General features: G+C 72.4%; 12 protein-coding genes. 10 read left to right on the forward strand and 2 right to left on the reverse strand.

Annotation, left to right across the window (positions count from 1 at the left end; all coding sequences use genetic code 11):
- Nucleotides 1-114 precede the first annotated feature (114 nt).
- Nucleotides 115-1,722: a glycosyltransferase 87 family protein gene (locus ACRAKJ_RS41540; protein WP_438926529.1), complete on the forward strand. Its 1,608-nt coding sequence runs from the start codon at nucleotides 115-117 to the stop codon at nucleotides 1,720-1,722.
- Between the two features lie 103 nt (nucleotides 1,723-1,825).
- On the opposite strand, the gene ACRAKJ_RS41545 is transcribed toward ACRAKJ_RS41540, so the two are convergent.
- Together ACRAKJ_RS41545 and ACRAKJ_RS41550 are read right to left on the reverse strand one after the other, a co-directional pair.
- Nucleotides 1,826-3,226 carry a glycosyltransferase family 87 protein gene (locus ACRAKJ_RS41545; RefSeq protein ID WP_438926530.1) on the reverse strand — a complete coding sequence of 467 codons (1,401 nt, stop codon included), beginning with the start codon at nucleotides 3,224-3,226 and terminating at the stop codon, nucleotides 1,826-1,828.
- Complete coding sequence (locus tag ACRAKJ_RS41550; RefSeq protein ID WP_438926531.1) at nucleotides 3,223-3,993, reverse strand: deoxyribonuclease IV; 771 nt, start codon at nucleotides 3,991-3,993, stop codon at nucleotides 3,223-3,225. Before ACRAKJ_RS41550 ends, ACRAKJ_RS41545 begins: the two co-directional genes overlap by 4 nt.
- Before the next feature lie 151 nt (nucleotides 3,994-4,144).
- On the opposite strand from ACRAKJ_RS41550, the gene ACRAKJ_RS41555 reads away from it, so the two are divergent.
- The 9 genes from ACRAKJ_RS41555 to ACRAKJ_RS41595 all read left to right on the forward strand — a co-directional run bounded on the left by ACRAKJ_RS41555 (nucleotide 4,145) and on the right by ACRAKJ_RS41595 (nucleotide 13,614).
- Nucleotides 4,145-5,158, forward strand: coding sequence for a hypothetical protein (locus ACRAKJ_RS41555; RefSeq protein WP_438926532.1), 1,014 nt, complete (start codon nucleotides 4,145-4,147; stop codon nucleotides 5,156-5,158).
- Nucleotides 5,159-5,367: 209 nt separating this feature from the next.
- Complete coding sequence (locus ACRAKJ_RS41560) at nucleotides 5,368-6,297, forward strand: trypsin-like serine peptidase (protein ID WP_447008839.1); 930 nt, start codon at nucleotides 5,368-5,370, stop codon at nucleotides 6,295-6,297.
- Between the two features lie 139 nt (nucleotides 6,298-6,436).
- Nucleotides 6,437-6,808 (forward strand): 30S ribosomal protein S6, encoded by a 372-nt coding sequence (gene rpsF / locus ACRAKJ_RS41565; protein ID WP_438925902.1) that lies wholly within the window; start codon nucleotides 6,437-6,439, stop codon nucleotides 6,806-6,808.
- A 12-nt stretch (nucleotides 6,809-6,820) separates the two neighbouring features.
- Complete coding sequence (locus ACRAKJ_RS41570) at nucleotides 6,821-7,324, forward strand: single-stranded DNA-binding protein (RefSeq protein WP_438925903.1); 504 nt, start codon at nucleotides 6,821-6,823, stop codon at nucleotides 7,322-7,324.
- 52 nt (nucleotides 7,325-7,376) lie between these two features.
- A complete protein-coding gene (gene rpsR, locus ACRAKJ_RS41575; RefSeq protein ID WP_015805710.1) occupies nucleotides 7,377-7,616 on the forward strand; it encodes a 30S ribosomal protein S18 in 240 nt (79 codons plus the stop codon).
- A gap of 13 nt (nucleotides 7,617-7,629) precedes the next feature.
- The gene (gene rplI / locus ACRAKJ_RS41580; RefSeq protein WP_438925916.1) at nucleotides 7,630-8,088 is read left to right on the forward strand and encodes a 50S ribosomal protein L9; all 459 of its coding nucleotides are present in this window, start codon (nucleotides 7,630-7,632) and stop codon (nucleotides 8,086-8,088) included.
- A gap of 422 nt (nucleotides 8,089-8,510) precedes the next feature.
- On the forward strand, nucleotides 8,511-10,949 hold the full coding sequence (gene dnaB, locus ACRAKJ_RS41585) for a replicative DNA helicase (protein ID WP_438925904.1): 2,439 nt from the start codon (nucleotides 8,511-8,513) through the stop codon (nucleotides 10,947-10,949).
- Nucleotides 10,950-11,034: 85 nt separating this feature from the next.
- Entirely contained in the window at nucleotides 11,035-12,285 is a 1,251-nt protein-coding gene (locus ACRAKJ_RS41590; protein ID WP_438925905.1) for a serine hydrolase, read from the forward strand.
- Nucleotides 12,286-12,402: 117 nt separating this feature from the next.
- The gene (locus ACRAKJ_RS41595; RefSeq protein WP_438925906.1) at nucleotides 12,403-13,614 is read left to right on the forward strand and encodes a cytochrome P450; all 1,212 of its coding nucleotides are present in this window, start codon (nucleotides 12,403-12,405) and stop codon (nucleotides 13,612-13,614) included.
- The last annotated feature ends 25 nt before the right edge of the window (nucleotides 13,615-13,639 follow it).

Consider the following 13,639-nt stretch of genomic DNA (forward strand, 5'->3'; position numbering starts at 1 on the left):
CGCGGACGTGACGACAGGAGGGGCCCGGCGCGAGCCGGGCCCCTCCCGCGTTCCCGGACCCGCGTGCCCGGACCTCACCACCGCCGTTGACCGGTGCCCGTAGCATCCGTTCCCGTGGCCAGCCCTTCGCAGCACACGCAGGCGAACGCCGACGACACCGATTCCCTCGGCCCCGAGGAACGGGTCAGCCCGACGTGGACCGAGCCGCTCGCCCGCGCGGCGAGCAGACCGCTCGGCGGGCCGGTCGGCAGGCACGCCTCGGTGGGCAGGCAGTGGTTCTGGACGCCGCTGCGCGTCGTGCTGCTGTTCGCGGTGATCACGCTGGCGCTGGCGTGGTTCCAGAAGTCGCCGTGCGTCCAGCAGTACGTCGACGACAACGGCGTGGTGCAGCTGGACTGGCGGGGCAGCAGGCAGTTCGTCGCCATGTGCTACTCCGACACCGTGCCGCTGTACACGGCGGAGCGGCTCGACCGGCCCGGCACGTTCCCGTACAAGACGTCGTGGGTCGACGACGAGGGCAAGCCGACGGCGCACGTGCGGTACATGGAGTACCCGGTGCTGACCGGCATGTTCATGCTGCTCAACGCCCGGATGGCGCAGGGCTGGACGCAGATCGCGGAGTCGGGCTGGCTGCCGTCGCCGATGACCGTGATCGTGTACTTCGACATCACCGCGCTGTGGCTGGCGCTGGCCTGGCTGGTGACGGTGTACGCGGTGTCGCAGATCGCCCGCAGGCGACCGTACGACGCGGTGCTGGTCGCGGTGTCGCCGCTGGTCGTCGTGCACGCGTTCACGAACTTCGACACGCTCGCCACCGCGTTCGCCACCGCGGGCCTGCTGGCCTGGGCGCGGAAGAAACCGGTGCTCGCGGGCGTGCTGCTGGGGCTGGGCGGCGCGGCGAAGCTGTACCCGCTGTTCCTGCTCGGGCCGCTGCTGCTGCTGTGCTGGCGGTCCGGGAAGCTCAGGTCCGGGTTCACGACGGTCGGCACGACGTTCGCGACGTGGGCGGCGGTGAACGCGCCGATCGCGCTGCTCTACCCCGACGGCTGGCGCGAGTTCTTCCGGCTCAACACCGAGCGCGGCGTGGACCCCGACTCGCTCTACAACGTGGTCGCCCAGTGGACCGGCTGGCGGGGCTTCGACCCGGGGCTCGTCCAGGGCCAGGCGCCCGAGGTGCTGAACACGGTGTCCGCCGTGCTGTTCCTGGTGTGCTGCGCGGCGATCGGGTTCGTGGCGCTGTCCGCGCCCCGGCGACCGCGGTTCGCGCAGCTCGCGTTCCTGGTGGTGGCGGCGTTCCTGCTGACCAACAAGGTGTGGAGCCCGCAGTACTCGCTGTGGCTCGTGCCGCTGGCCGTGCTGGCGCTGCCGAGGTGGAAGCTGCTGCTGGCGTGGATGACGATCGACGCGCTGGTGTGGGTGCCCCGGATGTTCTTCTACCTGGGCGTGGACAACAAGGGCCTGCCGATCGACTGGTTCCTGGGCGCGGTCGTGGCGCGCGACGTCGCGGTGGTGGTGCTGTGCGCGGTCATCGTGCGCGAGGTCTACCGGCCGGACCTGGACAAGGTGCGCCAGGCGGGCGACGACGACCCGGCGGGCGGGGTGGTCGACGGCGCGCCGGACCGGTTCGCGCTGCGGTTCGGGAAGCGGCGCGGAGCCGTCGGCGCGGAGCGCGGGGCAGTCGGCGCGGAGCCCGCGGCGACGCCCGCCACGCCCTCGGGCTGACGGCGGGGCGGTCGGCCCCGGGGGTTCCTCCCGGCGCCGACCGCCCGCCGGCCCGCGGTGTCGGCGCCGGTGCGGAACCGGTCCGCGCCTCGACCGGGAGGGGTCAGGTGGCGGCGGGCTCGCGGCGGCGGGTCGCCTCGCGGTCCCGGAAGGTCACCTCGGACCGCAGGAACACCAGGAACAGCGCCACCAGCAGCGCGGCCCGGCCCCACACGCCGATCACGACCGCCTGCGCCGAGAACCCGTCGTAGATGCCGGACGGCTGGGCGAACTCGATCGCGTAGTACCAGCGGAAGATGCCGACGCCCATCGCGAGGTCCGCGACGAAGTACGAGGCGATCCAGCCCCAGTGCACGCGCAGCAGCACGAACATCGGCACCAGCCACAGCGTGTACTGCGGCGAGTGGACCTTGTGCAGCAGCAGGAAGCCGCACAGCATGGCCGCCGACACCGGCACCCACGGGTAGGTCCCCTCGACCCGGTAGCGCCGCCAGCCGATCCAGCAGGCCAGGGCGAACGAGGCGAGGATGCCGACCGGCGACAGCACCGACACCAGCGACTGCATGGTGCCGTCCTCCATGAACGGCCGCATCGCCCAGAACCAGATCGAGTTCGTCGTGATGTCGACGCGCCGGATGCCCTGGAACGCGAACGACGCCTTCCAGCCCTCCAGGCCGACCACGACGAACGGCAGGTTGATCAGCACCACCGTCACGACGGACGCCAGCGCGACCTTGACCGCGCCCACCCAGTCCCAGCGCCCCCCGCGCGGCAGGTCGCGCCCTCCCGGGCCGCCGGTCAGCACGTACAGGCACAGCGGCAGCACGAAGATCGCCGGGTAGATCTTGAACGCGAACCCGATGCCGAGCAGCACGGACGCCACGACGGCCCGGTGCAGCAGGGGCCGTTCCCGCTTGCCCCAGCCGCGGTGCACGACGTAGACCGCGGCGACCGCGCAGAACACGACCGGCAGGTCCCAGTTGTGGAACGCGTAGAGCACCACCGGCGGGCCGATGGCCCACACCAGCGCGCGCCACCGGCTGAGCTTGCCGAGCAGGTACCCGGCGGCCAGCCCGAACGGGGCCATCAGCAGCGCCGAGAACAGCAGGAACGCCGCGTCGGTGTGCGCGAAGATCGCGCCCGCCCAGATCAGCAGGCCGGTCAGCACCGGGTACTCGACGACGCCGCCGACCAGCACGCCCTTGCTGTTGATGCTGCCGTGCACGTACGGGAAGACGTGGCGGTCGACGTCGCGCCCGATCCACAGGTGCTGGATGTCGGAGTAGCAGACCTCGGCCTTGTTGCGCTCCTCGTAGTCCGGCGCGCTGCGGCCCCACTGGTCGAACCGCGGACCGGTGCACCGGTCCTTGTTGAGGAAGCCGACGAACATCGTCAGCCCGCACAGGAGGACGACGACCGCCAGCGCGGCCCGGCCGAAGCGCGCCGTCCCCGACCTGGCGCCCGCGCCACCCGGCACGGCCACCGCCTCCCGTGTCACGCTCATCGGCCCAGGTGCTCGCGGAGGAACGCGATGTCCTCGGCTTGCCCCTCGTCGGGTGTCTCGACCAGCACGGGCGAGCCCGCGGCGGCGGCCACCGCGACCAGCTGGTCGGGGTCGATGGTGCCGGAGGCGATGTTGGCGTGCCGGTCGCGGGACGAGCCGAACGCGTCGCGCGAGCTGTTGAGGTGCACGAGGTCGATGCGGCCGGTGATGGCCTTGACCCGGTCCACGATGCCCACGAGGTCCTCGCCGGAGGCGAACGCGTGGCAGGTGTCGAGGCAGAACCCGGCGTCGAACTCGCCGACGGCGTCCCACAGCCTGGCGAGCATGTCGAACGTGCGCGCCATGGCGTTCTCGCCGCCGGCGGTGTTCTCGATCAGGACCGGGACGGCGAAGCCGCCCTTCTCCGCCTGCCGCTCGAACATCTTCCGCCAGTTGGCGACGCCCTCCAGCGGGTCGTCGCCCTTGGCCACGTGGCCGCCGTGCACGATCAGCCCCTTGGCGCCGACCTCCGCCGCGGCCTCGGCGTGCTGGAGCACGATCTTGCGGGACGGGATGCGGATCCTGTTGTTCAGCGAGGCGACGTTCGCGACGTAGGGCGCGTGGACGAAGACGTCCAGGTCGGAGGCCAGCAGCCCATCGGTCCGGGGGTGCGGCTGCGGCGCCTTCCACCCCTGGGGGTCGGCCAGGAAGAACTGGACGACCTCGGCGCCGCGATCGGCGGCGGCGCCGAGCGGGTCGTCGTCTCGCACGTGGGCCCCGATGCGCATAGCTGTGCAGGGTAGTCGGGACCTGCAACGCCCCGACGCCGGCCGCCGATGTGGAATTCGTGGCCCGAGGGGGATGGCTCACGTCACCATCAGGACCTACGCTCGTTACTTGTAAGTAGGAAACGTGCTCGGCACGGCGAGGAGGCCAACGATGCGGACCCGGCTCACCCGGCTCTCGATCGCGTCCGCCGTGGTGTTCCTGGTCGGCGCGACGGGCTTCGCGGGCGGCACCGGCACGGCCCTGGCCGCCGAACCGGTGGTCGTCGGCGACTGCGCCGCCACCGTGCGGGGCGCTCCGGGCACGCCGGTCGCGCTGAGCACCGGCGCGGTCCTCGGCCCGGTGGTCGACCTGATCCGCGCCGTCCCGCTGCTGGGGCCGCCGCTGGCGGAGCCGTTCAAGCAGGCGTTCGCCGCGATGCCGCCCATCCCGATCGGCGCGGTCCCCACCGGCAAGGGCGTCATCACCGGCGGCGAGATCGCCAACAAGGTCAACGCGGAGCTGGCCGAGCTGCCGCTGCTCGGGCCGATCGTCACCACGCTCACCGGTTCGGTGCAGCGGACGCTGTCGGGGCTGTGCGGCGTCGCCGTCGAGGGCGTCAACGCCGTCGCCGCACCCGTCCAGGACGGGTCGAAGGCACTGGCCGACGCCTCGGAGGGCGCCGTGCGGCAGGTCCTGCCCGGCGCGCCCGGCACGCCGCCGCAGCCCAACCCCGGCACGCCGCCGCCCACCGGCCGGCCCGGCACCACGCCCGGCACCCCCGGCGCCCCGGGCACCGCGCCCGGCGGCGCGCAGAGCCCGTTCACACCGGTCGGCGGGGTCGGCGCGATCGACCTGCCGCTGTACGGCGCGAACCCGTGGGGCGGCAACTTCGGCCGCGTGCCGCTGTTCGGCTACGGCTCCCTGCCGTTCGCCGTGCCCGGCCAGTACTCGCCGTCGCCCGGCGTGCGCTACGGCGGCGCCGTGAGCGGCTACCGGCCCGGCTACGGCCTGCCGGGCGCGGGCGACCAGGACGGCGTGCAGACCGCCGGCCGCGCGCAGGCGCTGCCCGACCTCGGCCGGGCGGGCGGCGGGGTGGCCGCCCCGGTGCTGCTCGCCGTGCTGCTGCTGTCCCTCGTGACCGGCGCGCTGGTCCGGACCTGGGTGCTGCGGCGCGCGGTGGCCTGACCCCTCGGTGCGCGGCGGCCTGATCCGCCGATGCGCGGTGGCGTGCCCCCTCGGGTGCGCGGCGCGATCCGCCGGGTGCGCCGTGCCGCGACTCGCCGCAGGCGTAACGCGGCGTGCGGATTTTTCCTGCGAATGCCGCTATCTGACCACTCTGGGTAGTGGGAGCGTTACCTGGTCGTCATCTCCTCGATCCCCGAAGGGGCAACTCGATGACCAGGCGAACCCTGCCCGCGCTGTTGTCGCTCTGCTTAGCCGCCGCGCTCACCGCAGGGGCCGCCGCCACGGCCTCCGCGGCGACGGCACCCGCCCCGGACACCCCCGTCTCCGCCGACGGGAAGGTCGGGACCGCACCCCAGCTCGGGGCGGCCCGGTCCGGGTCGCCCGGGTCCACCGGCACCGGGAACCCCGCCGACGCCCGGGGCGCGCGCCCCGCCGCCGGCCCCGGACCGCGCGTCGTGCCGCCCGACGAGCTGTCGGCCGCGTCGATCATCGCGCCCGACGAGCGCACCCAGGTCACCCCGACCACGGTCTACCCGGCGCGCGCCAACGTCTACTTCACCTACACCAAGCCCAACGGCGCGACGAGCTGGTGCACGGGCTGGCTGTACGCGGCGAACGCCGTCGCCACCGCGGGCCACTGCGTGCACTCCGGCGGCGCGTCCGGGGCCTGGAACACCAACTTCACCGTCTACCCGGGCCGCAACGGCGCCACCTCGCCGTACGGCAGCTGCGGCACGTCCGGCGTCTTCAGCGTCACCGGCTGGACCCAGAGCGCCAGCGTCGAGTACGACTACGCCGCCCTCAAGCTCAACTGCACCGTCGGCACCACCACCGGCTGGTACGGCATGAACTGGGCGTCCACGCCCGGCGCGGGCAGCGCGGTGAGCAGCGCCGGCTACCCGCAGGACAAGCCCAGCGCCACCCAGTGGCTCACCAGCAGCGCGGTCTCGGCCCTCTACACCCGCCAGGTCGCCTACCACCTGGACACCGTGGGCGGGCAGAGCGGTTCGGCCGTCTACCACGTCGGCTGCACGACGTACTGCGCCATCGCGGTGCACGCGTACGGCTACGGGGACCACAACCGGGGCACCCGGATCACCGAGCCGGCTTTCGCGAACTTCCACAACTGGAAGCTGTGAGCGACGCCCGACCTGCGTGAACAGGCCCCCGGACTTACCCGTCCGGGGGTTTGTTACCCTTTTCGGGTTGCTGACGCGACAGACCCTCCTGCCACGGAACGTCCGTGGCCGCCGAGTCCACAGGAGGTGAGTGGTCCACATGCGTCATTACGAAGTGATGGTCATCCTCGACCCCAGTCTCGACGAGCGCACGATCGCGCCGTCCCTCGACACGTTCCTCAACGTCATCCGCACCACGGGCGGCAACGTGGAGAAGGTCGACGTGTGGGGCAAGCGCCGGTTGAGCTTCGAGATCAACAAGAACGCGGAGGGCATCTACGCCATCCTCGATCTGACCTCGACCCCCGACGCGGTGAAGGAACTCGACCGCCAGCTCGGCCTCCAGGAGACGGTGCTCCGGACCAAGGTCCTGCGCCGCGACCCGGTCCGGGCCGCCAAGACCGCGGCGAAGGTCGCGGCCAAGGCGGACGCCAAGGCCGCCGCGAAGGCCGCCAAGGCAGCCAGGGCCTAGGAGCTCCCGACCATGGCCGGCGAGACGACGATCACGGTGGTCGGGAACCTGACCGCCGATCCGGAACTGCGCTTCACCCAGTCGGGTGCCGCGGTGGCGAGCTTCACGGTCGCCTCCACGCCCCGCACCTTCGACCGCCAGAGCGGCGAGTGGAAGGACGGGGAGGCGCTGTTCCTGCGGTGCAACGTGTGGCGGCAGGTCGCGGAGAACGTGGCCGAGTCCCTCACCCGCGGCTCGCGCGTAGTCGTGACCGGGCGGCTTCGCCAGCGTTCCTTCGAGACGAAGGAAGGCGAGAAGCGCACCGTCATCGAGCTTGAGGTCGACGAGATCGGCCCCTCGCTGCGCTACGCGACCGCGAAGGTCAACAAGGTGAGCAGGGGTGACGGCGGCGGCGGCTTCGGCGGCGGCGGCGGTCAGTCCCGCGGTGGCGGTGGCGGTGGCGCCCCGGCTGACGACCCGTGGGGTTCCGCCCCGCCGGCCGGCTCCGGTGGCTTCGCCGACGAGCCCCCCTTCTAGACCCGCGCACCGGTCCATCCACACTTCACCGCGTAATACCAGGAGTCCACACATGGCCAAGCCGCCTGTGCGCAAGCCCAAGAAGAAGGTCTGCGCGTTCTGTAAGGACAAGAACGCCAACCTCATCGACTACAAGGACACCACCCTGCTCCGGAAGTACATCTCGGACCGGGGCAAGATCCGCGCCCGCCGGGTCACCGGCAACTGCTCCCAGCACCAGCGCGACGTCGCGGTCGCCGTCAAGAACGCCCGCGAGATGGCGCTGCTGCCCTACACCTCGACGGCTCGCTGAGAAAGGGGACGGCATCGTGAAGCTCATCCTCACCGCTGACGTGACCGGCCTCGGCGGCCCCGGCGACATCGTCGAGGTCAAGGACGGCTACGGCCGCAACTACCTGCTGCCCCGCGGCCTGGCGATCGTCGCCACCAAGGGCGCGGCCAAGCAGGTCGAGGTCATCCGCCGTGCGCAGGAGACCCGCCGGGTCCGCGACCTGGACCACGCCAAGGAGATCAAGTCCTCCCTGGAGGGCCTGGGCTCCGTGACGCTGAAGGCCAAGGCCGCGGCGGGCTCGAAGAAGCTGTTCGGCTCCGTCACCTCGGCCGACGTCGTGTCGGCCGTGCGCGCGGCCGGCGGCCCGACGCTCGACAAGCGGGCCGTGGACCTGGCGGGCCACATCAAGACCCTCGGCAAGCACTCGGTGAACGTCCGCCTCCACCCGGAGGTCACCGTGGCGCTGGCCGTCGAGGTCGCCGCCCAGGGCTGAGCCCAGGCACTTTCCACGCGGGAGCGCCGTTCGACCAGGTGTTCTGGTCGGGCGGCGCTTTCGTGCGTTCGGCTGTGGACAACTCGTGTGACGCGGTGTGCGCGACACGCCGAAGAGGCGGTAACACGCGACACGCCGGGGCTGTGACATACCGGTTGTCCACAAATTCATCCACAGGGTCTGAGCAGGCACAACTTCTGTCACGGACCCACTTGTACCCAAGTTGTCCACAGGTTTCGCAGGCCCTGTGGTCAGGTTCGGCCCGCCATCCCCAAGCTGTCCACCGGGTTGTCCACAGTCCCGTTTGCCTGGTCCAACCGGGGGCCTCTAGCGTCGCTGAATCGCCGCACCCGGGTTACCGGCTTTTGTCGGTCGGACGGGGTAGAAACATCCGCACGGCAGCAGATTGGGGTGAGCTCACGGTGGCGCTGGTGGACGACCGGGGCATGGCCGAGCCCGGCTTCGAACGGCAGCCGCCGCAGGACCTCGCCGCCGAGCAGTCGGTGCTGGGCGGCATGCTGCTGAGCAAGGACGCGATCGCCGACGTCGTCGAGGTCCTCGCGCCCAACGACTTCTACCGCCCGGCGCACCAGGCCGTGTACGACTGCGTCCTCGACCTGTACGGCCGCGGCGAGCCCGCCGACCCCATCACCGTCTCGGCGGAGCTGGAGCGCCGGGGCGAGCTGCTGCGCGTCGGCGGCGCCCCCTACCTGCACACCCTGATCGCCACCGTGCCGACGGCCGCGAACGCCTCCTACTACGCCGAGATCGTGGCGGAGAAGGCCGTGCTGCGGCGCCTGGTGGAGGCGGGCACCCGGATCGTCCAGCTCGGCTACAACGGCGCCGAGGGAGCCGATGTCGACGAGGTCGTCGACCGCGCCCAGGCCGCCATCTACGAGGTCACCGAGCGCCGCACCACCGAGGACTACGTGGTCCTGGAGGAGCTGCTCCAGCCGACCATGGACGAGATCGACGCCATCGCCTCGCGCGGCGGGTCGTCGCTGGGCATCCCCACCGGGTTCGCCGACCTGGACGAGCTGACCAACGGCCTGCACCCCGGTCAGATGATCATCGTCGCGGCCCGGCCGGGCGTGGGCAAGGCGCTCGCCCTGGACACCCCCCTCGCCACGCCCACGGGCTGGACGACGATGGGCGAGGTCGAGGTCGGTGACCACCTCGTCGGGGCCGACGGCAGGCCCACCAGGGTGGTCGCGGCGACCGGGGTGATGCACGGCCGGCCGTGCTACGAGGTCGAGTTCTCCGACGGCACCGTGATCGTCGCCGACGCCGAGCACCAGTGGCTCACCGAGACCCGCGCGTCGCGGCGCTCGAAGCACGCGTCCGCCGAGGTCCGCACCACCCGGGAGATCGCGGCGACCCTGCGCTGCGGCACCGCCGACGCCCGCCTGAACCACTCGGTGACCAACACCGCGCCGCTCGACCTGCCCGAGGCCGACCTGCCGATCGGTCCCTACACGCTCGGCGCGTGGCTGGGCGACGGGCACTCGGCGTCGGCGCGGTTCACCACGGCGGACCCGGAGATCGCCTGGCACGTCGAGGCCGAGGGCTACGACGTGGTGCCGCACGGCGGTCTCCTCCACGGCATCCGGCTGCCCGCGCCGACCTGCCCCGACTGCGGGGGGCCGTCGAGCGGTTTGCGCCGCTGCCAGGACTGCCACGGCAGGCACGGCACCGTCCAGGCGCTCCTGCGGGGCCTCGGGGTGCTCGGCGACAAGCACGTCCCCGCCACCTACCTGCGGGCGTCCACCGCCCAGCGGCGGGCGCTGCTGGCCGGTCTGCTCGACACCGACGGGACCGTCACCGCGGGCGGCTCGGTGCAGTTCTCGGTGACCAACCGGCGGTTGGCCGAGGACGTCCGCGAGCTGGTCGTCGGACTGGGCTACCGGTGCTCGACCAGCACCAAGCGGGTGCGCGGGCGCAGCGAGGAGTCGTCGACCGCGTACATCCTGACGTTCGGCACCGAGGACGACGTGTTCCGCCTCGAACGCAAGCGCCTCGTGCTGAAGGAGCGTCGCCGGGCCGCGGGCACCGCCCGCACCGGATCGCGGTTCATCGTCGACGTCCGCCCGGTCGAGAGCGTCCCGGTGCGGTGCGTCGAGGTGGACAACGCGGACCACCTCTACCTCGCCGGCCGGTCGATGGTGCCCACGCACAACTCGACGCTGGGACTGGACTTCGCCCGCTCCTGCTCGGTGAAGCACGGTCTGACCAGCGCCATCTTCTCGCTCGAGATGTCGCGCACCGAGATCGTCATGCGCATGCTCTCCGCCGAGGCCCGCATCCGGCTCGGCGACATGCGAGGCGGCAAGATGAGCGACGACGACTGGACGCGGTTGGCGCGGCGGATGAGCGAGATCAGCGAGGCGCCGCTGTTCGTGGACGACTCGCCGAACCTGACGATGATGGAGATCCGGGCCAAGGCCCGGCGGCTCAAGCAGCGGCACGACCTGCGGCTCGTGGTGGTCGACTACCTCCAGCTGATGTCGTCGGGCAAGCGCAGCGAGTCCCGCCAGCAGGAGGTCTCCGAGTTCTCCCGGAACCTGAAGCTCATCGCCAAGGAGCTGGAGGTCCCGGTGATCGCGATCAGCCAGCTGAACCGAGGCCCGGAGCAGCGCACCGACAAGCGGCCCCAGCTGTCCGACCTGCGCGAGTCCGGCTCGCTGGAGCAGGACGCGGACATGGTGATCCTGATCAACCGGCCCGACGCGTGGGAGCGCGACGACCCGCGCGCGGGTGAGGCGGACCTGATCATCGCCAAGCACCGCGCCGGTCCGACGGCCACCATCACGGTGGCCCACCAGCTGCACTACAGCCGGTTCGCCGACCTGGCCCAGGGGTAGGCCGCGCCGTCGGCTCGGCGTCGGGGTGGCTCGGCGTCAGGGTGGTGGCGGTGCGGTGTCAGGGTGGCCGGTGATCGTGGTCGCCATGACGAGTTCACGGAACGGGGCCGCGTGGTCGCGGTCGAGCAGGGGTGCCGGGCGCGGTGGGGTCCGGCGGGCGGGGGTCCGGCGGGCGGGGGTCGTGGCGCTGGTGGCGTCGCTGCTGGTCGGGCTGGTCGCGCCGGGGGTGGCCGTCGCGGACCGCGCCGTCGCCGCCGGGCAGGACCGCCCGGAGCTGCGGGCGATCATGCGGGAGACCGTCGACTCGGGCATCGCGGGGATGCAGCTGCGGGTGCGCGACGAGCGGGGCGAGTGGGTCGGCAGCGCGGGCGTGCGCAGGCTGGGCGGGGCCGCGGAGCCGCCGACGGACGGGCGGTTCCGGATCGGCAGCGCCACCAAGACGATCACGGCGACCGTGGTGCTCCAGCTGGTGGCCGAGGGCGCGGTGGGGTTGGACGCGTCGGCGGCCGACCACCTGCCGGGTCTCGGGTTGGACCCGGGGATCACGGTGCGGATGCTGCTCCAGCACACCAGCGGGGTGTCCAACCACACCGGCGACGTCCGCCCGGACGGGACGGTCGAGCCGGGGATCACCTGGTCGGGCCCGGAGTGGGTGGAGGGCCGGTTCCGCACCTACCGGCCGGTGGAGCTGGCGCGGTACGCCCTGTCCAGGCCGGCGCGGTTCGCCCCCGGCACGGGCTGGAGCTACAGCAACACCAACTACGCGCTGGCCCTGCTGCTGATCGAGGCGGTCACCGGCAACTCGTACGCCGACGAGGTCCGGCGGCGGGTCCTGCGGCCGCTCGGGATGCGGGACACCGTCGTGCCGGGCACCTCCGCGGGCATCCCCGGGCCGCACGCCCACGCCTACTACCGGTACCAGAAGGACGGCCGGGAGGAGGTCGTCGACATCACCCGCCAGAACCCCTCGTGGGTGCCCGGCGCCGGTGACCTGGTCTCGACCACCGCGGACCTGGCCGCGTTCATGGCCGGCCTGACGGGCGGGACGCTCCTCCCGGCGCCGCTGCTGGCCGAGATGCGCGAACCGCACCCCGCGACGGGCTACGGCCTGGGGCTGTTCGTGCTGGACCTCGGTCCGGGCTGCGGCGGCGCGGTCCTCAACCACAACGGCGGGGTGCAGGGCTACGCGACGCTGATGTACCGCTCGGTGGACGGCAGCAGGACCCTGACGGCCTCGCTGACCTACGTGGACGACGCCGAGCTGTCCCTCCAGGGGGTCTTCCGGGAGTCGTTGGGGAAGCTCCTCGACGAGGTGTTCTGCGGCGGGCAGGGGTAACGGCGCAGGGGTGACGGCGCGGGGATGACGACGTGGGGGCGGTGTCCGGGCCGTGTCAGCGGCGTGTCAGGTCACCCGGTGATCGTGGTGACCACAACCACCACGAGAGGACACCGGATGACCAGCACCGTCCCCGTACCGCAGGGCCTGCCCACGGAGCGCGACGCGGGTCCCTTCGACCCGCCCCGCGCCATCACCGGGCTGCGCGGGGCCCGCCCGGTCAGCCCGCTGCTCTTCCAGGACGGCCACGAGGGCTGGCTGATCACCGGCTACGACGAGGTGCGCCAGGTCCTCGCCGACACCCGGTTCAGCTCGCGCCAGGACATCGGCGTCCTCCACATGCCGTACGAGACCCCCGGGATGCCGGCGCCCACCGAGCCGTCGCCGCAGGTCCCGGGCCTGTTCATCGCCATGGACCCGCCGGACCACACCCGGTTGCGGCGGATGCTCACCGGCGCGTTCACGGTCAGGCGGATGAAGGCGCTGGAGGAGCGCGTCGTCGAGCTGGCCGAGCGGCAGCTCGACGAGGTGGCGCGCCTGACCCCGCCGGTCGACCTGGTCCGGGAGTTCGCGCTGCCGCTGCCGTCGCTGGTGATCTGCGAACTGCTCGGCGTCCCCTACGAGGACCGGGAGTCCTTCCAGGCGAACTCCGCCAAGTTCATGGAGAGGGAGGTGGCGCTGGAGGACAAGATGGCCGCCTACGGCGCCCTGAACTCGTACCTGGCCGGGCTGGTCACGCGCAAGCGCGCCGAGCCCGACGACGACCTGCTGTCCGACCTGGCGCGCCACGACGAGCTGACCGTCGAGGAGCTGACCGGCGTCGCCTTCCTGCTGCTGCTCGCGGGCCACGAGACGACGGCCAACATGCTGGGGTTGGGCACCTTCGCGCTGCTGGAGCACCCTGAGCAGCTGGCGGCGCTGCGCGCGGAACCGGACCTGCTGCCCGGCGCGGTCGAGGAGCTGATGCGCTACCTGTCCGTCGCCGACATCTTCTTCCGCTACGCCACCGAGGACCTCGAAGTGGGCGGCGAGACGATCCGCGAGGGGTCGACGGTCATCGTCTCGCTGCTGGCCGCCAACCGCGACCCCCGGCGCTTCGAGGACCCCGACACCCTGGACGTCCGCCGCGGCGCCCGCGGCCACCTGGCCTTCGGGCACGGCGTGCACCAGTGCCTCGGCCAGCAGCTGGCCCGCATCGAGATGCGTGCCGGGTTCGAGGCGCTGCTGCGCCGCTTCCCGACCCTCGGGCTCGCCGTTCCCGCCGGCGAGGTGCGGGTCAGGTCCGACATGAACATCTACGGCGTGCACGAGCTGCCGGTCACCTGGTGATCGCGCACGGGCGGTCGGGGGGCGC

This window comes from Saccharothrix sp. DSM 118769, assembly GCF_052936295.1.